The organism is Streptomyces sp. NPDC014727, assembly GCF_043083485.1.
Lineage (GTDB): Bacteria > Actinomycetota > Actinomycetes > Streptomycetales > Streptomycetaceae > Streptomyces.
On record NZ_JBIBYR010000008.1, the window covers coordinates 180,479 to 202,000 of the forward strand.

At 68.0% G+C, this 21,522-nt stretch carries 21 protein-coding genes; 7 read left to right on the forward strand and 14 right to left on the reverse strand.

Translation table 11 applies throughout. The features are described 5' to 3' along the window. Positions 1–31: 31 nt before the first annotated feature. From ACF1B9_RS15555 to ACF1B9_RS15595, 9 genes are all read right to left on the reverse strand, one after another. A complete protein-coding gene (locus ACF1B9_RS15555) occupies positions 32–1,228 on the reverse strand; it encodes a cytochrome P450 (RefSeq protein ID WP_391743790.1) in 1,197 nt (398 codons plus the stop codon). 515 nt (positions 1,229–1,743) lie between these two features. After that, a complete protein-coding gene (locus ACF1B9_RS15560; protein ID WP_391743789.1) occupies positions 1,744–2,262 on the reverse strand; it encodes a transglycosylase SLT domain-containing protein in 519 nt (172 codons plus the stop codon). Positions 2,263–2,667: 405 nt separating this feature from the next. Next, entirely contained in the window at positions 2,668–3,546 is an 879-nt protein-coding gene (locus ACF1B9_RS15565) for an urease accessory protein UreD (RefSeq protein WP_391743890.1), read from the reverse strand. Positions 3,547–3,605: 59 nt separating this feature from the next. Next, a complete protein-coding gene (gene ureG, locus ACF1B9_RS15570; RefSeq protein WP_391743889.1) occupies positions 3,606–4,247 on the reverse strand; it encodes an urease accessory protein UreG in 642 nt (213 codons plus the stop codon). A 221-nt stretch (positions 4,248–4,468) separates the two neighbouring features. After that, positions 4,469–5,155, reverse strand: coding sequence for an urease accessory protein UreF (locus ACF1B9_RS15575; RefSeq protein WP_391743888.1), 687 nt, complete (start codon positions 5,153–5,155; stop codon positions 4,469–4,471). A 79-nt stretch (positions 5,156–5,234) separates the two neighbouring features. Continuing rightward, entirely contained in the window at positions 5,235–6,959 is a 1,725-nt protein-coding gene (ureC, locus tag ACF1B9_RS15580; protein WP_376284607.1) for an urease subunit alpha, read from the reverse strand. Continuing rightward, on the reverse strand, positions 6,959–7,369 hold the full coding sequence (locus ACF1B9_RS15585) for an urease subunit beta (RefSeq protein WP_391743788.1): 411 nt from the start codon (positions 7,367–7,369) through the stop codon (positions 6,959–6,961). The genes ureC and ACF1B9_RS15585 overlap by 1 nt, the downstream gene beginning before the upstream one ends. A gap of 18 nt (positions 7,370–7,387) precedes the next feature. Then, on the reverse strand, positions 7,388–7,693 hold the full coding sequence (locus tag ACF1B9_RS15590) for an urease subunit gamma (protein ID WP_391743787.1): 306 nt from the start codon (positions 7,691–7,693) through the stop codon (positions 7,388–7,390). A 4-nt stretch (positions 7,694–7,697) separates the two neighbouring features. After that, entirely contained in the window at positions 7,698–8,651 is a 954-nt protein-coding gene (locus ACF1B9_RS15595) for an urea transporter (protein WP_391743785.1), read from the reverse strand. A gap of 963 nt (positions 8,652–9,614) precedes the next feature. Here ACF1B9_RS15595 and ACF1B9_RS15600 point away from each other — a divergent pair. The 5 genes from ACF1B9_RS15600 to ACF1B9_RS15620 all read left to right on the forward strand — a co-directional run bounded on the left by ACF1B9_RS15600 (position 9,615) and on the right by ACF1B9_RS15620 (position 14,869). Then, positions 9,615–10,382 carry a MerR family transcriptional regulator gene (locus ACF1B9_RS15600; RefSeq protein WP_391743887.1) on the forward strand — a complete coding sequence of 256 codons (768 nt, stop codon included), beginning with the start codon at positions 9,615–9,617 and terminating at the stop codon, positions 10,380–10,382. Between the two features lie 199 nt (positions 10,383–10,581). Continuing rightward, the gene (locus ACF1B9_RS15605; RefSeq protein ID WP_391743784.1) at positions 10,582–11,187 is read left to right on the forward strand and encodes a TetR family transcriptional regulator; all 606 of its coding nucleotides are present in this window, start codon (positions 10,582–10,584) and stop codon (positions 11,185–11,187) included. Between the two features lie 58 nt (positions 11,188–11,245). Then, the gene (locus ACF1B9_RS15610; RefSeq protein WP_391743783.1) at positions 11,246–12,847 is read left to right on the forward strand and encodes an MDR family MFS transporter; all 1,602 of its coding nucleotides are present in this window, start codon (positions 11,246–11,248) and stop codon (positions 12,845–12,847) included. A gap of 29 nt (positions 12,848–12,876) precedes the next feature. Beyond that, positions 12,877–13,527, forward strand: a complete 651-nt coding sequence (locus ACF1B9_RS15615; RefSeq protein ID WP_391743781.1) for a TetR/AcrR family transcriptional regulator — start codon at positions 12,877–12,879, stop codon at positions 13,525–13,527. Positions 13,528–14,305: 778 nt separating this feature from the next. Beyond that, positions 14,306–14,869 carry a dihydrofolate reductase family protein gene (locus tag ACF1B9_RS15620; protein WP_391743780.1) on the forward strand — a complete coding sequence of 188 codons (564 nt, stop codon included), beginning with the start codon at positions 14,306–14,308 and terminating at the stop codon, positions 14,867–14,869. A 476-nt stretch (positions 14,870–15,345) separates the two neighbouring features. On the opposite strand, the gene ACF1B9_RS15625 is transcribed toward ACF1B9_RS15620, so the two are convergent. The 3 genes from ACF1B9_RS15625 to ACF1B9_RS15635 all read right to left on the reverse strand — a co-directional run bounded on the left by ACF1B9_RS15625 (position 15,346) and on the right by ACF1B9_RS15635 (position 17,586). Next, positions 15,346–16,128 (reverse strand): SAM-dependent methyltransferase, encoded by a 783-nt coding sequence (locus ACF1B9_RS15625; protein ID WP_391743779.1) that lies wholly within the window; start codon positions 16,126–16,128, stop codon positions 15,346–15,348. A gap of 470 nt (positions 16,129–16,598) precedes the next feature. After that, positions 16,599–17,063, reverse strand: coding sequence for a GNAT family N-acetyltransferase (locus tag ACF1B9_RS15630; RefSeq protein ID WP_391743778.1), 465 nt, complete (start codon positions 17,061–17,063; stop codon positions 16,599–16,601). An 85-nt stretch (positions 17,064–17,148) separates the two neighbouring features. Further along, positions 17,149–17,586 (reverse strand): hypothetical protein, encoded by a 438-nt coding sequence (locus tag ACF1B9_RS15635; protein WP_391743776.1) that lies wholly within the window; start codon positions 17,584–17,586, stop codon positions 17,149–17,151. A gap of 155 nt (positions 17,587–17,741) precedes the next feature. Here ACF1B9_RS15635 and ACF1B9_RS15640 point away from each other — a divergent pair, with 155 nt between their 5' ends. Beyond that, entirely contained in the window at positions 17,742–17,996 is a 255-nt protein-coding gene (locus tag ACF1B9_RS15640) for a hypothetical protein (RefSeq protein ID WP_391743775.1), read from the forward strand. Between the two features lie 55 nt (positions 17,997–18,051). On the opposite strand, the gene ACF1B9_RS15645 is transcribed toward ACF1B9_RS15640, so the two are convergent. Both ACF1B9_RS15645 and ACF1B9_RS15650 read right to left on the reverse strand, forming a co-directional pair. Beyond that, on the reverse strand, positions 18,052–18,216 hold the full coding sequence (locus ACF1B9_RS15645) for a hypothetical protein (protein WP_391743774.1): 165 nt from the start codon (positions 18,214–18,216) through the stop codon (positions 18,052–18,054). A gap of 358 nt (positions 18,217–18,574) precedes the next feature. Beyond that, entirely contained in the window at positions 18,575–18,700 is a 126-nt protein-coding gene (locus ACF1B9_RS15650; RefSeq protein WP_391743772.1) for a hypothetical protein, read from the reverse strand. A 236-nt stretch (positions 18,701–18,936) separates the two neighbouring features. Between ACF1B9_RS15650 and ACF1B9_RS15655 the strand changes: the two genes are divergently transcribed. After that, on the forward strand, positions 18,937–21,321 hold the full coding sequence (locus ACF1B9_RS15655) for a hypothetical protein (protein WP_391743770.1): 2,385 nt from the start codon (positions 18,937–18,939) through the stop codon (positions 21,319–21,321). The last annotated feature ends 201 nt before the right edge of the window (positions 21,322–21,522 follow it).

Genomic DNA, 21,522 nt, shown 5'->3' on the forward strand with positions numbered 1-21,522 from the left:
CACCGCGGCATCCTTTCCGAGAGGGGTCCGGTCACCACGCCACGGGCAGTTCGAGCATGCCCTGGATCGTGTCGCCGGGCTTGAACGGGATCTCGTCGACGGGCGCCGCCAGACGCAGCTCCGGCAGCCTGTCGAAGAGGGTACGCAGCGCGATCTCCAGCTCGGCGCGCGCGAGGTTCTGGCCGAGACACTGATGAATCCCGAAACCGAAGGCGACGTGGTGGTGTGACTGCCGGCCGAGGTCCAGTTCGTCCGGCGCCGCGTACACGGACTCGTCCCGGTTGATCACCGAAGTGGCCAGCACAACGCCGTCACCTGCGCGGATGGTCACCCCGCCCACCTCCATGTCCTCCGCGGCCACTCGTGAGATGGCGTCGGCGATGGACAGGAACCGGAGCAGTTCCTCGACCGCGCTGGGCATCAGATCCTCGGACGTACGCAACTTGTCGAGCTGGTCGGGATACTGGAGAAGGGTGAACGTACCCAGGGAGATCATGTTTGCGGTCGTCTCGTGGCCCGCCACCAGCAGGATCTCTGACAGCTGGACCAGTTCCTCAAGGTTGATGGCTCCGCTGTCGAGCTGCTGGGCGATGAGCTCGTCGAGCAGGCCCTCGCCCGGCTGGGCCCGCTTGCGCGCGATCAGTGTCCGGAAGTACTCGTCGAGTGCGGACCGTGCGTCCTCGACGTCGGCGGCATCCGGGCCGCGCAGCAGCCTGCGCGACTGGGCCTCGAAGAATTCATGGTCGGCGTACGGAACGCCGAGGAGCGAACAGATCACCATGGAGGGAACGGGCAGCGCGAAGGCACTCACCAGATCGGCGGGCGGCCCCTGCTCGATCATGGCGTCCAGCAACCGGTCCACGGTCTCCTGGATCCTCGGCCGCAATGCGGCGGTCCGCTTCACGGAGAAGCTCGGGATCAGCATCCGGCGCCGCTCGTTGTGCTCGGGATCGTCGACGCCGAGCAGTTCGACGCGACGCTTCGTACTCCGGGCCAACCGCTCCGTGACCATCGGGAACGCGGGGTTCTCCCGGTTCGACGACAGCCGCGGGTCCACCAGCAGCGCACGCGCCTCGGCATGCCCGGTCACCAGCCACACTCGGCGGCCGTCGAAGAGTCTGACCAGGGACAACGGTCGGTGCCCGTCGTCCTTGGGCCGGTACTCGGTCGGCGGGTGGTACGGACAGGTGCGGTCCTGGGGGAAGGAGATGGTCTCGGTATCTGCCATGGCGGGCCTCGCAAACAGGATGGAGGGAGTCCTACCGATCTCCCTCCACTAGATGCCTCAGTCACCTAAATGGTCTACGCGATGTTCGGCCAACTCGTCTCGGAGGCATCCCCTCCGCTCCGGACCCACGGTTCGTGGGCGGGCTCGGGCGACACCCTCCGCCCGGGTATGCCGTTCACCGGAAGCCTAACTCCGCGACCCGCATCCCGCCCGGGAGCCGCCGAGGGACCCGGTCATGGCCGGGAATCGCCCTGGCGCACGACCCGTACCGGAGCGCGGGTCGCGCACGCGCGCCGCGGATGTGACCGTCCCCCGGTGCCAGGCACCCGGAACACCACCTCGAACGCCGCGGTCGAGGACGAGAGGCCGCGCGGACCGGCGGCCAGGCAGGCAGGCTCACCGCATGTCCCGGACGAGCTCACTTCCCGTCGAATGGCATGCCGAAGGACCGGCATGGGCAGCGTCGGTGCTGCCGTGCCGGTCCTGGCTCACGCGGTGGGTGTGGAGTTCGCCGCTCAGTAGGCGGAGTTGACGTTGTCGATCGAACCGTAGCGGTGGGCGGCGTAGTTGGCGGCCGCGGTGATGTTGGCGACGGGGTTGGTGAGGTCGTGCGCGGTGCCGTCGACGTGGTACGCGCTGAACGTCGGCTGGATCACCTGGAGCAGCCCCTTGGACGGAACGCCGTTGCGGGCGTTGACGTCCCAGTTGTTCTGGGCGTTCGGATTGCCGCCCGACTCGCGCATGATGTTGCGGTGCAGCCCCTCGTAACTGCCCGGGATGCCCTTGGCCTTCATGATGGCCAGCGACTGCTTGATCCAGCCGTCCAGGTTGTTGCCGTACCCCTTGCCGCTCTTGCCGTCGGCCGCCGAGACCTTGGCCACGGAGGCGCCCACCGACTTCACCTCGGCGGCCTGGGCGGAGGTGGACGTCAGGGTGAGGGCGGCCGCAGCGGCGCCCAGGGAAGCGATACCGGCGACGGACAGCGTACGGATACGGGCGAAACGGGCGGTGCGGGACTGCGTGTGCGTGGTCATACGGAAGGAACTCTCCAATGCGGGGACGTCACGTGGTGCCCGCCGTCTCGATCACGGCGGCCTGCGGAGCGGAGCCCCGCCATGCGGGCCGGTGCGAACCGGTCCGACGCGATCCGTCCGGCCCGGTCGCGGTCTCCCGCAACGACAGCCATGGTTAACGCCCGTCCGAACCCGACGCAAGAATGTGACGTACTACCCAAATTAGGAGCAATGTCCGAAATACTAGATTCTGCGGCATTCTTATGCCGATCGCACCGCACCGGTCCTCCTACCCTCCCTAGGATGTGACGCACCTCCTATGGGTGGCATCACATCCCAGGGGCCGTATCGAGCGATGCGACGGACACCCCGCTCCCCCGTCCAACGGCCGCGGAGGACAGGCGCGCGTCATGGGCTCTGGCCGGGTCAGGTCTTCCGCAGGTCCGGGGCCGGGACATCGATGAGCAGCCTCCGCAGCGCGTCCCACGCCACGCGCATCGCACGGGTGATGGCGGGTGAGTCGCTCCCGACGATGCGTACCCACGCACCGCAGTCATCGGGCAGCGTGCTCGCTCCGAACGCCAGGCCGGTGGCCAGAAGCGCCTCGTGGAGGGTGTCCGCGACCCGGGTCGCGGGGGCGAGCGGAGTGACCGCGTACAGGGAGGCCATCAGATCGTGGTCCGCGAAGACCGCCGGCCCGGTGACCGCGCCCGGAGCCTGCGGATCGAGGCGGACGCTGTCCACGGCCAGAAGTGTCCCGTCGGGACGCTGGATCTCCAGGTCACTGAAGAGCATGCGGTAGGCATGGCGTTCACCGCGGGCCAGCCGTCCGGCCGCGATCGTCTCACCCAGGAGCACGGTGGCGGTCGGATCGACGGTCACGCGGGTGTGCTGGTAGAAACGTGCGTCCCGGTACGGAATCAGGGAATCCGGCAGGTACTCGACGTAACTTCGTTCTCCAGCCGTGAGGTTGACGACCTGGGTCGCGTGGTCGAACTCCATCCGGTGGACCTTGGTGGCGGCCTGGGTGGTGAGGTGCACCGCGGTGCCTGGGCCGCAGTCGATGTCGATCCGGTTGCGGTCGGCCTGGATGACCCCGCCCCCGGTCGACATCAGATAGGTCACCGGCAGATCGGGCCGCGCCGGATCGACATAGAGCGGGCGCATGATCTGCAGCGGTGACTTCTGATAGCGGTCGACGAGCTCGGTCCGGTCGCCCGCACGTGCGTAGCGCAGTTCGAGCAGGCCGACCTTGCCGGGGCGCCCGGCGGCCAGCGTGTCCGGGCGGCCGACGAGGTCGAGCATCCGGGCCGGTACCCGCCGGGGTTCGTAGTGCGCGGGTTCCAGCCGCGCGGGCGCCTTGGTCACGCGGAGGCCGCCACCTGGGCGGCTTCGTGGGACAGGAGGAAGTCGGCGATGGTGTCGAGTCCCTCTCCGGTGAGGGAATTGGTCAGCACCACCGGCCGTCCGTCCCGGACGCGGTAGGCGTCCGACTCCATGACGCCGAGATCGCACCGCACATAGGGTGCGATGTCCACCTTGTTGATGACGAGCAGCTCGCACTCGGTGATGCCGGGGCCCCGCTTGCGCGGCATCTTGTCGCCCTCGGCGGTGTCCAGTACGAACAGGAAGAGGTCGACCAGCGCGGGGCTGAAGGTGAGTGTCAGGTTGTCTCCGCCGCTCTCGAAGAGCAGGGTGTCCACCTCGGGGAAGCGCTCCACGAGTTCGTCCGCGGCGGCCTGGTTCATCGTCGGGTCGTCCCGGACCGCGGTGTGCGGGCAGGCCCCGGTCTCCACTCCTACGATCCTCTCCGCGTCGAGGAGCCCGGCCAGGGTACGGCGCACGTGCGCGGCGTCCTCGCTGGTGTAGATGTCGTTGGTGATGACGGCAGGGGTCCGGCCGCGCTCGATCAGCACGGGGACGAGCGCTTCGATGAGTGCGGTCTTGCCGGAGCCGACCGGTCCGGCGATACCGACGCGCAGTACGCCGTCCTTGGGCCGCTGCATGAGCTCGTCGTGGTCGTGGTGGTGCCTGGCCTGCATCGGGTCGTGCATGGTGATCCTTCCGGTGTGGTGGTCTTCCAGGTGAGGAAGAAAGGGGCGGGTGATGGAGCCTTTCGTCCGGAACACGCCGGGCTCGCATGCCCCGGTGTCGTGCCGCTCGCCGATCCCTGAGGGCTGTGCATCTGGCGCCGCGCGCTGATCCGCCAGGGACTACGCGACAGTCCTCAGCTGGCGAAGAGGCGTGCCTCGGCGCGCTCGTGACGGCCGGCCATGACATCCGCGACCGGGACACACCCTCCGATGTCGGCCAACTCCCGCCGCAGGGCGGCGTCGACGGTCTCCTCGATCACCGGGACGGCCCCGTGCAGCACGACCTGCGCCCGGCGGTGATCGGTCAGCCGCAGCCGCACGGCGGCCCCCACGAAACTGGCCGCGAAGGCGAACAGCTCACAGGTGACCGCCTGGCGGGTCGACAGTCCGTTGGCCGCGTGGACGACGGCGGCGACGACCGGCTGGCAGCCGCGTACGGCTCCCTCCCGGTAGAGGGCCTGGTACCGCTCGATCTGTGGTGTGCGGTAGACCTCGCCGGCGAGGTCCAGCAGCTGCCGTCCGGTACGGACGGCAGCCTGCCGGGCCTCTCGACCCAATTTGGTGGCATGCAACCGCTGTTCCACGGCCACCACCTCCGCCCAGTCGTCGGCGGTGACCGCGCGGTGGGCGAGGGCGAGGGCGGTCGCGTCGGCCGGCCCCGCGCTGTTGCGCAGCAGGTCCTGGAGGAGGGCGGGCAGACCGCGCGGGGTGACCGCGCGAGCCTGTTGGAAGCCTTCCAGGCCGTGGGAGAGGGTGTAATAGCCGCTGGGGAAAGCCGAGTCGGTGAGCTGGAGTCCGGTCAGCAGCGCCGGGATCGGCATCGGGTCGTTCACGCCGGGGATTCCGTTCGTGCCAGGGGCCGTCCGAGGTGATCCGGCCGGTGACGGCCGTCGAGGACGGTCAGACGATGTAGAAGAGGTGGTTGAGCGGGAGCCGCTCCGCCGGCTCGATGGTGGCGGGCTCGCCGTCGACCGTGACCTTGTACGTCTCCGGGTCCACTTCGATGCGCGGCAGCGCGTCGTTGCGCACCATGTGCTCCTTGCCGATGGTCCGGCAGCGCTGCACGGGTTCGATCCGCCGCTGCAGCCCCAGCTTGTCGGGGACGCCCGCGGCGATGGATGCCTGGGACATGAAGGTCACCGACGTGCGCTGCCGGGCACGGCCGTACGTGCCGAACATCGGCCGGTAGTACACCGGTTGCGGTGTGGGCAGCGACGCGTTGGGGTCGCCCATCAGCGCCCAGTTGACCATGCCGCCCTTGATGACCATCTTGGGCTTGGCCGCGAAGGAATGGATCGGCCAGAGCACGATGTCGGCGAGCTTGCCGGGCTCCAGGGAGCCGATCACGTCCGCGGCACCGACGGCGGTCGCGGGGTTGATCGTCAGCTTGGCCAGATACCGCAGGACACGCGCGTTGTCGTTGCGGGAGCTGTCCTCGGCCAGCGGACCACGCAGTTCCTTGCAGTGGTGTGCCGTCTGGAAGGCGCGGACGAAGGACTCGCCGACCCGCCCCATTGCCTGGGAGTCCGACGAGAAGATGCTGATCACGCCGAGGTCGTGCAGAACGGTCTCGGCCGCGATCGTCTCGGCCCGCACCCGGCTGTCGGCGAACGACACGTCCTCGGGGATGTCGCGGGACAAGTGGTGACAGACCATCACCATGTCCAGCAACTCGTCCACCGCGTTGATCGTGTACGGCAGGGTCGGGTTGGTGGAGGCAGGCAGTACGTTGGCCTCGCCGGACACCCGGATGATGTCGGGGGCATGACCGCCACCGGCGCCCTCGGTGTGGAAGGTGTGGATGGTCCGGCCGTCGATCGCCGACAGGGTGTCCTCGTAGAAGCCGCCCTCGTTGAGGGTGTCGGTGTGAATGGCCATCTGGACGTCGTGCTCATCGGCGACCCGGAGCGCGGTGTCGATCGTGGCGGGGGTGGCGCCCCAGTCCTCGTGCACCTTCAGTCCGGCCGCGCCCGCCTCGACCTGCTCGCGCAGCGCCTCGGGCAGGCTGCCGTTTCCCTTGCCGAGCAGGCCCACGTTGACCGGCAGGTCCTCCACGGCCTCCAGCATCCGGTGGATGTTCCACGGGCCGGGGGTGCAGGTGGTGCCGTTGGAGCCGTCGGTCGGCCCGGTGCCTCCACCGAAGAAGGTGGTGATGCCGTTGGACAGACCCTCCTGGGCCTGCTGGGGCGCGATGAAGTGGATGTGCGTGTCGACGCCGCCGGCGGTGGCGATGAGGTGTTCGCCGGATATCACCTCGGTGCCGGGTCCGATGACGAGCTTGGGGTCGACTCCGCTCTGCAGATGCGGGTTTCCCGCCTTGCCGACGCCGACGATCAGGCCGCCGCGTACTCCGATGTCGCCCTTGACCACGCCCAGAACCGGGTCGAGCACCACAACATTGGTGATGACGAGGTCCAGGGCGCCTTCGCGGTTGAGTGCGGACGGGTCCTGGGCCATCCCGTCCCGGATGGCCTTGCCTCCCCCGTAGACGGCCTCTTCCCCGTAGGAACCGGCGTTGTGGTCGTACTCGACCTCGACGACCAGATTGGTGTCGGCCAGGTGGAACCGGTCACCGACGGTGGGACCGAACAGATCCGTGTACTGCTTGCGCGGGATGATCGCCATCAGATCCGGGCCCCCTCGTGGTCGGTCTCGGTGTCGCTGTCGTCGTGTGTGAAGCCGAGCTCCGCCGCGCGGCGGAGGGCGGCGCGCTTGGTGTCCGGGGCCGACAGTCCCCCGTTGACGAGCGCGGCGAAGCCGGTGAGCCGCCCGGTGCCGGCGAAGGCGCACAGCTCCACCTCGCGGGTGTCGCCGGGCTCGAAGCGCACAGCGGTGCCGGACGGGATGTCCAGGCGCATGCCGTAGGCGGCCTCGCGGTCGAAGCGCAGGGCGCGGTTGATCTCGAAGAAGTGGTAATGCGAGCCGATCTGCACGGCCCGGTCACCGGTGTTGGCGACCGTGAGTGTGATCCTGGCCCGGCCGGCGTTGATCTCGACGGGGTCGTCCCCGTAGAGGTAGTGAGCTCCGCCAGACATCTGTGTCTCCTCGGTGTTTCAGGCGCTGATCGGGTCGTGGCAGGTGACCAGCTTCGTCCCGTCGACGAAGGCTGTCTCGACCTGGAGGACGGTGAGCATCTCCCGTACTCCGGGCATCACGTCGTCGATGGAGACGACCTTGCGGCCCAGCTCCATGCATTCGGCGACGGTGCGGCCGTCACGCGCGGCCTCCAGGACGGCCTCGGTGATCAGTGCGGCGGCTTCGCTGTAGTTGAGCTTGGTTCCCCGGTTCCTGCGGCGGCGGGCCAGGTCCGCGACCACATAGACGTGGAGTTTGTCGATTTCCCGCGGTGCGAGGTTCATGGCGTCACATTGCTTTCTCGGACGAGATGCCGGGCCGGCCCAGGAGTGGACCAGCCGCCAGGAAGAGCCAGGTCGTCACGGTGAACGGCCAGGTGAAGGGGTATCCGCCGGAGGGCTGGGCAACGGTTTCCCAGGCAGCGGCGAACGGGACCGAGGCCGCCGCGGCGAGCGCTGCGTACCCGGCGGTCCACGGAGTGAGAGCCAGGAAGGTGGCTGTCAGCGCGATCGCGCAGAGCACCGCGTTGTACCCGTACAGCCCCTCGATGATCCGGTCGGCGGGCAGTCCTGTCAGGCAGGCGGTCAGGAACGCGACGACGCTGGCGCCGATCGCCGCGACGGCGGCGATCCGCGAGGCGACGAGCAGCCCGACGAGCAGGATCAGGCCCGCGTACCACTTGTCCAGGTAGAAGATCTGACCGATGTTGTTGCAGAGCGCCCGCCCGGTCTCCGCGGCCGTCATGGTCGTGAATCCTGAGACGCGTGCGGCCGGACCGGCGGCGACCGGCGCCTTGGACAACGTGACCACCAGCGCCCCGGCGACCAGGCAGTATGGGGCCGTCAGCACCGGCAGCCCGAGGGGGCCGAGGAGGCGGCCCGCCGCGGCGCTCAGTACCGAACAGACCGCCGCGCCGAGCACGGCCAGCACGGCGGTTTGCCACGAGGTGCCGAGCCGGACGACGAGGGCGATCCCGGTCAGGCAACCGCAGTAACCCTGCAGCCCGTTGACCAATCCCTTCCGGTCTGCTCCCAGGAGCGCCGCGGCGGCGGTGGACGAGGCCGCACCCAGCAGGCCGTACACGCCCAGTCGCCATCCGTCCACGAACAGCGCCACGGTGAACAGCAGCCCGGCCCATGCGTTCGAGCTGAGTGCGACCTGGGCTACGCCGCGCAGTTGTATCTGTCCGGCGCGGATAGAGGCCCAGTTCTTCGCCTGCACCACCTGTTCCACTGCAGGCACGTCTTCTCCTTTGAGAACATGACGAAATCACCAAAGCCCCCGCATCCGGGACGCTTTGAATCTTGATCAACATTCTGTTGAGACCGTACGCCCGGCGTGGGCGGGCCAGGGGCGCGAAAAGTCGCAGCTCAGTGTGACCACACGGACGCGATCAGACATACCCGCTGCTGAGAGGACGCGATTTCCGGGCCTGCAGCGACGATTTCCAGCCCCGTCTCGTCAATTTCTTGGTCAGAGGTTGAACATTCCGTACCTGTCGTTTGACCGAACCGGGCGGGCGCGGCCGCACTTCTCGCCCTCTTCGCGCGGAGCCCGCGAGGGGGACCGCGCTCGGCGCACCCGGCGCGGCGGCCCGCCGCGGACGCGTGCAGCCATGCCGCTCGAAGTACCCCGAATCCGCGACGACTTGACGAGCGCAGAGCGGACTTGCGTGGTGGGGCTACGTCTCGGGCCAGGCGGAACGCGCCCGCGTGTGACGCGGCACGTACCCGCCGCTTGAACCAGAAGCACCGTGTCCCTACGTGTGCCTGACGAGCCGTCGGGCACTGCGGACGAAGCCGGGCAGCTCGGGAGTGAAGAGGCGGAGGGACCACGTACGTTCCGCCACCCGCGCTCACCGGCTTCCTCGTACTGCCGGCGGCGATGTCCGCCGTGTCGTAAGGGGTCGGTTTCGCCGTCGGCCCGGTCACACCGGGAATGCACTCCATCCGTCGACGATCACGCGCAGCTCCGGCCACGGGTGCCCGCCCCACCAGGGCGGATCGCTCCCCCACATCTGCATCCCATGGATGGCCGTGCGGAGTTGATACTGCGACCCCGGCCCCGTCGCCACGGGCGGACGAAGTCGAGCGGAGCGCGAAGGCGCTCGACGTACACCCATTCCGGCTTGCGGTTTCCGCTGCGTCAACTCCTACGGTCTTCCATGTGGCCGGAGGGACCGGCCGGGTGATGGGAGGCACGGCAATGGCCTGGTCGATCGCGGATGTGGCCCGGATGTCCGGGGTGACGTCCCGGACGTTGCGGCACTACGACGAGATCGGTCTGCTGCCGCCTGCGTGGATCGGAAGCAACGGGCACCGCTACTACGAAGAGGCCGGTCTGTTGCGCCTGCAGCAGATCCTGCTGATGCGCGAGTTGGACCTGGGACTGCGCGAGATCCAGACGGTCCTGGACAGCCAGGCCGACCAGATGACCGTGTTGCGCGAGCACCACCGGCGGCTCCTCGGGGAGCGTGACCGGCTGGAGACACTCGCCCGCACGGTCGAGCGAACCATCACCGAACTGGAGGAAGGCAAGGAACACAACGACATGGCAAGGATCAACAGGCCGGAGAACCTGTTCGACGGATTCGAGCACTCCGACGCAGAGGCCGAGGCAGAGGTGCGCGAGCGGTGGCCGCAGGCCTGGGAGCAATCCCGTATGGCCGTCGCGGCGATGACCGCCGAGGATCAGGAGCAATGGCAGCGTGAGGTGACGGCACAGATGATCCGCATCGCGGAGTTCATGGTGGCCGGCACGCCGGTTGCCGATCCTGCGGTGCAGGCCGAAATGGATTCCCATTACCAGGGCATCTGCCGGTTCTGGTCCCCGAACGCGGTCGCCTACAAGGGACTGGGCCAGACCTACGTCGATGACCCACGAATCCGGGCGAACTATGACAGGATCGCCGACGGTTTGGCCCTCTACCAGCGCGACGCGATGGTCGTCTACGCCGACGCCCGGCTGAGCTGACCAGCGGCTGACACCGCCGGGGGGCTGCAGACCCCCGGCGACAGACGACTCGCCCCGTGCGTGGAACGCCCCGTGTCGCGGTCGACCGGCGCCCGTACCGGGGCGGGCGGTGGACAACCGGCACAGCGCAGAGATCGTCCGCCAGGATCACACCGGAAAGAATTTTGCACGCCGCGCAAAATTACATAGCATGCACCTCATGAGTGCCGACGACATGTCTCTCGGACTGCGCGAACGCAAGAAGCGTGCGACGCGTGACGCCCTTGCGGACGTGGCGTTGCGCATGGCCGCGGACCGTGGAGTCGAGAACGTGACCGTGGAAGCGGTCACTGATGCGGTCGGCGTCTCCGTGCGCACCTTCTTCAACTACTTCCCCTGTTTGGAAGAAGCGATCACCCGTCCCGATCAGGACAACGCCGAACGGGCGCGTCGGGCGGTGCTCAACGCACCGAAGGAGCTCACGGCACTCCATGCCCTGCGCGAGGCGATCGGCCAGGAGCTCGCCCACATCGAGGAGGATCACGAACGCTGGGAACTCCAGATGGCCGTGCTCAGGGCGAGTCCTTCGCTGCTTCCCGGATTCCTGGCCGCACAGGGCGCGGACGAGCGCGCCCTGGTCGCCGTCGTGGCCGAACGCCTCGGCCAGGACCCCGAGTCCGATCTCTACCCTCGGCTTCTCGCGCATGTGGTGATCGCCGCCGTGCGCGCCGCCGTCGAGCTCTGGGTGGCATCCGGCCGTACCCGCACGTTTCAGAGCATCTATCGCGAGGCGTTCAACTCGCTGGCCGACGGTCTGAGCGGCTGAAGCACATCCGAAGCCCCCAGCCGGGGGCTCTTCACCAGAGAATGAGGAACGTCAGCCGATGACCGCTGCCGTCACACCTGAAACCCGCGCGCCCGAGGGGGCGGCGCCAGGCGCCATGACACGTCGTCACATACTCCAGGCCATGTCGGGCCTGATGGCCGGCATGTTCGTGGCCATCCTGGCCTCCACCGTGGTCTCCAACGCCCTTCCCAGGATCATCGCCGATCTGCACGGCAGCCAGTCCTCCTACACCTGGGTGGTCACCGCCGAGCTTCTGGCGATGACGGCGACCGTCCCGATCTGGGGCAAGCTGTCCGATCTCTACGACAAGAAGCTGCTCATCCAGCTCTCCCTCTCGATGTTCATCGTCGGCTCGCTCGTCGCTGGCTTCTCGCACAGTGTCGGCCTGCTCATCGTGAGCCGCGTGGTGCAGGGCATCGGAGCGGGCGGCCTCACCGCGCTGGCCCAGGTGGTGATGGCAGCGATCATTCCGCCGCGTGAACTCGGCCGGTACTCCGGCATTTTCGGCGCCGTCTTCGCCGTCGGCACCGTCGCGGGACCGCTCATCGGCGGTGTGCTCGTGGACACCTCCTGGCTGGGGTGGCGCTGGTGCTTCTTCATCGGTGTGCCGTTCGCCCTGCTCGCGATCGTGCTGCTCCAGCTGACCCTGAAGCTGCCGACGGTCCGCAGAGAAGTGAAGATCGACTATCTCGGTGCCGTCCTCATCATGAGCGGGGTCAGCGCACTGCTTCTGTGGGTGACCCTCGCGGGCAACCGGTTCGACTGGGCGTCGTGGCAGACCGCCGCACTGGTCTCCGCCGGTGTGGTCCTGCTGGTCGCGGCGGTCGTGGTCGAATCCAGGGTCCAGGAGCCGATGATCCCGCTGGACATCTTCCGCAACCGCACGGTCACGCTGTCGACGGTGGCGAGCCTGCTGGTCGGTGTGGCCATGTTCGGCGGCACGGTGTTCCTCTCCCAGTACTTCCAGATCTCGCTCGGCAAGTCTCCGACCGTCGCGGGCCTGATGAGCCTGCCGATGATCCTCGGTCTGCTGCTGTCCACGACGATCGCCGGGCAGATCATCTCCGCCCGAGGCAAGTGGAAGGGCTTCCTCATCGCGGGCGGCGTCATCATGACCGCAGGCATGGGCCTGCTGTCCACGATCAGCGCGGACTCCTCGTTCGGGCTGCTCAGCGTCTACATGGTGGTTCTCGGCGTCGGAGTCGGCATGCTGATGCAGAACCTCGTCCTGGCGGCCCAGAACGACGTACCCGCGTCGGAGCTCGGCGCGGCGACCTCGGTGCTGTCGTTCTTCCGCAGCCTCGGTGGGGCGATCGGCACGAGCGCGCTGGGCGCCGTGCTGAGCCACCGGGTGGCGAGCGAGCTGGAGAAGGGCTTCGGCGGGGCGGCGGGCGGCGGGGGCGCCGGGCACGGCGTTCCCGACCTCTCCACGCTTCCCGCACCGGCCCGGTTGGTCGTCGAGCACGCGTACGGGGTCGCGACCGCGGATGTCTTCCTGATCGGAGCCCCCTTCGCGTTTCTCGCCCTGATCGCGGTGCTCTTCATCAAGGAGAAGCCGCTCAAGACACAGAGCGGCATGGAGCGGCTCGCGCAGGAGAATGCCGCCGCGGCGGGGGCGCCGTCGGCCCCGACGCACTGAGCACACCGAGTTGGAGGAGGAGGGCCGCCGTGCCCGGACAGAATCTGCGGACGCGCAGGATGCAGCGTACGCGTGAGGACGTGGCGCGTACGGCGGCCGGACTCTTTCTCGCCCAGGGGTACGAACAGACCACCGTCGACCAGATCGCGGAGGCGGCGGAGGTCTCCCCCCGCACGGTCTTCCGCTACTTCCCCGCCAAGGAGGATCTGGTGCTGGCCCCGCTGACCGCGAGCGGGGACGAGCTGGTCGCGGCGCTTCGGTCGCGACCGGAGGATGAGAACCCCATGCGTGCGATGCGCGCGGCGTTCGGTGCGGTTCTGCGCACTCTGGAAGAAGGCGGCGCATCGGGTGTCGATGCGCCGCTTCTCCGGCTGATCGTCCGGACGCCCGGCCTGAACGCCGAACTACTGCGCCGTACCTCCGGGCTCGAGGATCGGCTGGCCGAGGTCATCGCGGAACGGGAAGGCATCCGCACCGGTTCCGACATGCGCCCCCAACTGATGGTCGCCGTCTTCGTCACGGCCGGCCGCGTAGCGACGCGGAGCTGGTGCGGCAAGGAACCCACCACTGCGTCGCACATCGGTACGCTGCTGGAATCCGTCCTCGACCAGATGGGTCCGGGACTCTTCGGGGACTGGCGCAGCAGGAGCGAAGGCGGCACGGTCCCGTCACGGCCGTAGTTTGAGGAGCGGGGGCTCAGGTGAGGGCGAGGACGACCGTTCTGGGAGTAGGACGAGTCCATCGGCCGTCGTCTCTTCCCGCTCGGCGAGCTTGATCACGGCCGGCTCCTTCCGGGTATCGACGAGGTCAATGAGATCTACCTCGTGGAGACCTGGGTTGCGGCCTGCTGGTGCAGGCCGGTCGGCCGCATCCGCCGAGGCCCTCGTCGAACTGGCTCGACAGTCACCTCGCGGAGTTGACCCGGCTTTTCGCGGCACGGGCAATGTGTTACCGGGTCCGATCCGCGGGCGCCGCGAGCTACTCAGCCTCCCGAGTCGGCCAAGTGGCGCCGCGCAGGACCCGACGCGCATTGGCCTCCGCGTCCCGTGCGAAGGGGTCGGAGGGCACCGGTCCGCCTCCCCCCTTGCGCGGCGCTCAGCCCAACACGCGGGCGACGGCGCCCCGAATACAACAGGCGGAAGGAGAAGAGGTAGCAGGTCACCAGCTCGCCGGCTGGAGAGGTCTCTTCGATCCGTGATTCGTTGTTCTGGCCGTGCCCAGGAGGGGGATCCGACCGACGAAGAATGCGCGGTGCTGGAGCCGTTGCCGCCCGAGAGCAAAATCCCGCGGCGAATAAAAAACGTGGCCCAGGTGATTACGTGTATATCCTCGCACGGTGGTATCACCTGTCACCAGGACAGGAGATACCACCGCGTTCATTTTCAGGGCAGGAATTCGCACGAGTCCTGCGGCGTCCCGCGGTCGTACTGTCGAACCCGTTACCGAGGAGGACTTCTGATGCGCAGCGTGACCTATTCGATGGGCGTCTCACTTGACGGCTACATCGTCGGGCCGGACGGCGACTTCGAGTGGACGGCGCCCGACGAGGAGGTCTTTCGCTCCTGGATCGACGAGATTCGAGAGGTCGGCGTCCACCTGTTGGGACGGCGGCTGTACGAGACGATGCTGTACTGGGAGACCGCAGACCAGGATCCATCGCTCGACGACTCCATGCTCGAGTGGGCCGCGATCTGGAAGCGGCTCCCCAAGGTGGTGTTCTCCACCACGCTGTCGGCGGTGCAGGGCAATGCCCGCCTGGCTTCCGGCGGCCTGGCGGAGGAGATCGAGCGGTTGCGAGCCGAGCCGGGAGAGGGCGACATCGCGATCGGCGGCGCGACTCTCGCCGCCGAGGCGGCCGCGTTGGGTCTGATCGACGAGTACCGGGCCAGGGTCTACCCGGTGCTGGTTGGCGGTGGCATTCCGTTCTTTCCCCAGCGCGAGCGCCGGGTGGATCTCGAACTCGTCGAGACCCGCACCTTCAGCTCGACAGTCGTCCACCTCCGCTACCGCGTGGCGCGTTAGCCTCGCGCTTTCCGACCGAGGTGGGCTGTGCGACGGGTGGCCAGGAAGCAGAAAGTGCCCCTGACCAGCAAGAATGAGGATTGGCGAGGTCCTTGTTCCTGCCACCGCCGGAGGCACTTACCCGGTGAAGTAGCGTATCGGGCCCTATCCGCGCGTCCGTAGCGAGGGCGGCGGCCATGCGGTGGTGTCCCAGGCGAGAGGCTGCGTGCTCGGGCTCGGGAGTCTCGCCGCCGGGTACGTCGCGAACACGGGCGGACGAGCCGTGCTCGCACCGGGCCGCCCGGACGCACGCAACGGAGCGCGGTCACGGCTCAGGAGTTCATGTCCTCGTCCCGGTACACCGGTTCGGCCTGCCGCAGGCACGCCGAACCGGGGGCGCCCGGCGACGCCATGTGGTCGCCGAAGCGTGCTGCGACCGCTTTGTTGAGCACATGCTCAAGCGGCTCGGAGCATCGGACGGTGGCAGTCGTCGACCGCTACACCTTCCGCGCCACGAATCCCCACTGGTCGACCGGTGCAAGGTCCTCGTCCTCGGCTCGCCAGAGAGTGATCGACCCGAATCCCGGCTCGACCAACTCCATCCCATCGGCACTGGCGAGGATCTCCTCCGGCCGGCGCACCAGATACGGCGGGGTGTCGCCCGACGCATACGCCTCCTGCGCGGCCAGCGTCTGGGGTGTGGCGACCGTGTCGCAGAGGACCAGATAGCTTCCGGCCACTGTGCCGTCCATGTACCGCCGCATGAGTTCGATGCCGGCCTGCGGCTGGAGGTGCCCCAGCGTGGACAGCACCATGACGGCCACGGGTCGTGACATGTCCAGGGTGCGCTCCGCTTCCTCAAGTACCCGCTCGGCTTCCCGCATGTCCGCGTGTACGTAGTCCGTCAGCCCTTCCGGTGCACTTGTCAGCAGGGCGCGGGCGTGTGCGAGGACCAGCGGGTCGTTGTCGACGTACACGATGCGAGCCTTCGGCTCAGATTTCTGCGCAACCTCATGGGTGCTGTTCTGCACGGGAAGCCCGGTCCCGATGTCAAGGAACTGGGATATTCCCGCTTCGGCCAGATACCGCACCGCACGCGCCTGAAAGGCCCGTGAGGCCAGGGCGAGTTCCCGTGTCTGGGGATAGCTCGCGATGACTTGGTCTCCCAGCTCCTGGTCCACCGGGTAGTGGTCCTTGCCGCCGATCCAGTAGTTCCAGACGCGGGCCGAGTGCGGAACAGCACTGTGGAATTGCTCTGCGTTGTATGACTCGTGCTTCATAACGCCCTCTTCTATCACGGTTGTTCACGCCTCACGTCCACGTCTCGGCGTGGCAGGAGAGCGCGTGCCCGCCCGTACGCGAAGAGTTGGCGCTTCGGCCCGTCCGTTGCACGGACATCCGCGGCCACGCATCCCCTGAGCGTCCGGGAGCGGATCGGTCGTGAGCACGAAGAAGAACGGTAGTCGAGGCGGCCACTCCGCATGCGCGAACACGTCGGCGTCGGCGTCGGCGTCGGCCCGTGATCCACCGTTTCCGTGCGCGTACACGCGCCGGAGGCAGTGTGTACGCTCACCAGCGGACGGGCAGCAAGAACCTGGGCAGCTCGCAGATTTACGGCATCGGCAGCGCCCACCCGCGCGCTGTGGTGTTCTTGAACACGGTTGCTGATGGGTCGTCGGCGGCGGAGTTCTCGCATCGTGTGGGCCGGGCCATCATGGTGCGACCAGTACCGGTGTGGCAGCAACCCGGTTCAGTCCAGTTCCAGCATCCCCACCGTCTGATCCCCGCTGGTCTCTCCGGTCGGGCGGAATCCAAGCCCCAGATAGAAGCCTGTCGGGCCATCCGCTCCGGGATGCCAGGTGGCTGTCAGGCCTGTGCCACCACGACGCCGGATCTCGGTGGCGACGGACTCCACTGCGAAGCGTCCGTAGCCCCGTCCCTGCTTTCCGGCCGCGATGTTGAGGCGCCAGAGCCCGGAGCGGAAGTCCGTGCCTTTGCCTGTCCAGTCGATGTCGAAGAAGGCCATGAGGAACCCGACGACTTCGTCGTCGTCACAGATGAGGCGGGGCCATGCGACAGCTGGGTGGACATATGCCTCGGCAAGAGACTTCATCACTGGCGCCACCAGGTGTTCCTGATCGGGACGGACCCTCAGGTCGATGGCGGTCTCGAAATTGTCAGGGGTGATCTCTTGCAGATGCAGTGAATTCGGCATGTCTGCACCCTATGCAGGCACTGCAAGTGATTTACGAGGCTGGTCGCCCGCCGTCGGTCGGGCGGGTGCTTCTCGGTCGAGCACTCTACCGATCGCGGTCCCAGCGCAGGGCGGCGATCGTCGCCGGGACCGCTGCCGACGCCCAGATGACCACCGTCATCACCACTGCCGTCCAGGCATCCCACATACGGCCGACGACGAACGCCACGACGAGCGGTAAAGCCACCACGCCGACGCACTTCGCCGGGCCGAACGGAACCCGGGGTACGAAGGGGCGGCCGGTGGCGAAGCGGCGGGCCCGACGGGCGCTGCCGAAAGCGGCGATGAAGGCCAGGAGCGCCGACCAGACACCGGCCAGCGTGAGCCCGACGAGCATGGTGGCCTCTTCGTCGGGCAGCCCGGGGACAGTCTCGCTGATCCCGTTGTGGCTGACGGCGACCCGCACGTTCCGCCACGTCGTGACCTCCATCTCGTCCCCCGGCTTGAGGCGCTCCGACAATTCACCGTGCGAATCGAGGTGCATCGGCCGATCGGCGGGGGCCGGAACAGGGGCCCGCAACTGAACTCGGAAGACCGTCGCCTTGCCGCTCTTGGCGCGCTCAGCGGAGAGGGCCGTCCCATGGATCGTGCGCAGGCAGTCCCGGTTGTCCCGCGCCGCATCCCCGCTGGAGCACGGCTGTGCGCTCAGAAAGGCCTGCTCCCGCAGCCCTCTGCGCGGCCCTCGTCTTCACCACGCTGTCGGTCTGGGATCTGGTCGTGTTCGACTGGATCATCTTCGCCGGACTGCGCCCCCGCCTCCTCGTTCTTCCCGGCACCGAAGCCATGGTGGAACACCGTGACCTGCGCTACCACCTCAGCGCCGCACTCAAGGGCAGCCCACTGATCATCATCGTCGGCCTGGTCACCGGAGGAGTCTCCGCCCGGTTCACCTGACCTGCTCGTGAACGGTCGGCGGTGGCGGCTCCGCTGCTCGGGCCTTGTCGGTTGTTCACGCCGTCGACTCCGCCTGCGCACCACTGATCTGACGGCGCGCGTCGGGAATCGTCGTGGGCTCGCCGAGCAGTAACAGGTCGGCTTGCTGAGCGAGCGCCATCGCGATCCGTACGCGCCGGGACGGGCCTGCGGGCAGCTCTTCCCGTAGTCGTCGGGACATTCCAGCAGCGCCCGCCTCGGGTGTTCCGCCCGGTGGCTCAATCACTTCCGCCATGCTCGCGCGTCGCGATCCGGGCCGGCTTCGTCAGCATCAGGCCGTTGCGGACCGCGACAATGTCATCCACGGGAAGTCCGTGCATCCGGGTGCCGGGGCCCCGCAGTGGGTGCCAGTCGAGAACGAAAAGAGAGTTGCCACCTCAGGGGGTCAAGTTCATGGCGGTACGGGCCGCGTCGAAAGGATCCGCCTTCGCTTCCAGTTCGAGGCGGTATTGCGGTTCACAGATGCGGACTACGCACGTGTCGTCGAGAGTCAGTGGGCCGGCACCGACTCGGACTTTCAGGCGGGCGCCCACTTCTGGTCAGTGCGGGTCCGCGGCGAGGACCTGCTGGGTTCCTGTGACCCACTCCCCGTAGCGGTAGCCGTCGGACAGCAGGCCCCAGACCTCGGACGGCGAACTGAGGATCAGACGGTAATTCCGGGCCACGCTGAGCACGCTCCTTCTGCATGCCTTACCGCTTTCACCACACCATGGGTGAACTCCTCCCGTCGCGTGGCCCGGCGAAGCTGCTTCCACGAGCCCGAGCCGTCGACTCCGGCATTCGATGACCCCTGGATTCGGAGCGACGTACCGCCAGGTGCGGTCCATCCCAACACCCGTTTGAGTCACATGACAGGCCGTCACCATCGCTGATGCGCAAGGTGACTGCTATGGATGCGGGCATGAACCGAAGGAAGTACTCACCGTCGTCGGGTCGGCGCGCGCCGCGTGCACGGACCGCCCGACTTGCCGCGGCGGCACTGGCAGTCGTCGTTGGCGCCGGAGCGTCGTTGACGCTGGACGTCGGCGCCCAGGCTCAGCCGCGTGCCGCGGGATCCCCCCTGGTCGATGAGACGTTCACGCAAGCCACGGCCCCGCAGTTCACGGGTGTGGGGTCGGCCTGTCTCACCGGCGCCCCGGCCGCCGCCGCACCGGGTCCCGGGGATCACCCGCTGGGCGGTTGTCCGGAGGGGGTCGGGCCGGTGCCGCCCCCCAACGGAGCGCCGCACGGTTACCTGCGGCTGACGGACGCCTCGAACGACCAGGCGGGTGCCGTCCTCTACAACCAAGCGCTGCCCGCCAACCAGGGCCTCGACGTCACGTTCGACCAGTGGCAGTACGGGAGCACGACCCCGGCCACCCCCGCCGACGGCATCTCGTTCTTCCTGGTGAACGGTGACGGCGCGCTGACCCACCCGGGTGCGTTCGGCGGCAGCCTGGGGTATGCGCAGAAGCTCCCGGACGACAACCCCACCGCCACGTTCCTGCCCGGTGTGGACCGTGGCTACCTGGGCGTGGGGCTCGATGTCCTCGGGAACTACTTCGGCGACTGGGAACATCGCGGAAACGGTTGCGCCAACCGCTCGCCGGCCGGGACGGGGTTCCGCGTTCCCGCTCCCGGAGCCAACATGGTCACGGTGCGCGGTCCCGGCGACGGGACCGAGGGCTACTGCTTCCTGACCGCCACCACCAGCAACTTCACCACCACCGGGCCCTGGCCGTCGACGCTTCCCGGAAAGCTGCAAGGACCGCTGACCGCACTGCCCCCGGGAGCCACCCCCGCCCAGGCCGAGGCCGCGCTCGAACCGTCGCGCCGCCGGGTCCATGTGCAGCTCACTCCGGCACCCAACCCGGTACTCACCGTTTCTGTCGACTTCAACGACGGTACCGGCTCCCACCAGGTGCTCAGCACTCCCGCTCCGCAACCGGTGCCGCCCACCTACAAGTTCGGTTTCGCCGCCTCCACCGGTCTGTTCACCGATATCCACCTCATCCGCAACGTGGTCGTCACCAGCGCCCAGCCGCTGCCCCAGTTGAACCTCGTCAAGCAGGTCAGGCAGCCGCTCCCCGGTGACCTGGTGGCCGGGTCGAAGGTGCCGTACGACTTCGTGGTCACCAATTCGGGCGCGACGGACATCACCGGCCTCGCCGTCACCGACCCGAAGATCGGCCCGGTGTCCTGTCCCACGACGACGCTCGCGAGCGGTCAGACGGTCACCTGCACCGCCACCTATACGGTCACGGCCGCCGATGTGGCGCACGGTTCCATCGACAACACGGCCGTCGCGACGGGCACGTCGAACGGCGAGACGGTCACGTCGCCGCCGTCGTCGCAGAGCGTGCCGATCGAACAGCCGCCCGGTCTCGTCGTGGAGAAGAAGGCTGAGACGCCCGGCCCCTACTCCGTCGGGCAAACGGTCACCTTCTCCTACACCGTCCGCAACACGGGCGGGGTGGAGCTGACCGATGTCGCGGTGAACGACGACCATGTCACCGGCATCACCTGCCAATCGACCACATTGGCCCCGGCGGAGAGTCCGGGCGACAGCACCACCTGCAGTGGCACCTACACGATCACCGCGAGTGATGGTACGGCCGGTTCCGTCACCAACACCGCCACGGCGACCGGTAGGACGGACGGCGAGACCATCACCTCTCCGGAGACCCAGCTGACGCTGCCGGTCGGGGCACCGCACGTCACGCTGAAGAAGCGGGTTGTCACGCCCGGTCCGTTCTTCGTCGGGACGAAGGTGCAGTACTCCTACACCGTCACCAACACCGGCAGCACAACGTTGGACGACGTACTGGTCAGCGACGACCGCGTCACCAACGTCATCTGCGACGCGACCTCGCTGGCGCCGGGTGCCTTTACGACCTGTCACGGCACGTACACGATCACCCAGGCCGACGCCAATGCCTGCAAGAAGACCAAGGCGGGCGGCGACGGCAAGCTCTGCCCCGTCACCAATGTGGCGGTGGCAGCAGGAACCGACCCGCAGGGAAACGAGATCGCCAGTACGCCCGCGAAGGTCACCATCGACATCAGCAAGCCGCGGCCTCCCAAGCCTCCGCACCACAAGCCGCCGCACAAGAAGCACCCTCACCACAAGCCGGTGCACAAGAAGCCCCCTCACCACAAGCCGGTGCACAAGAAGCCCTCACACAAGAAGCCCGCGCACCACAAGCCGGTGCACCACAAGCCCTCACACAAGAAGCCCGCGCACCACAAGCCCGCGCACAAGAGGTCTCTCAGCGAGGAAGGATCCAACGGCCAGGCACAAGCCTGACAGCAAGCAAGGAACCCGGTAGTCCGACGAGCCCGACTGCCAACGGAACCCTGTTCCAGCCGTTCACCTCGCGCCCCGCTCCCGACACGTCCGACGTCGGGAGCGGGGCGCGAGGCATGTCCCGCCGTTGGTCGGTTGTACTCGGCCACGACGTTGGTGACAGTCGGCTGATCGGGGGGCGGCCGCCGGGCGCGGTGGGTC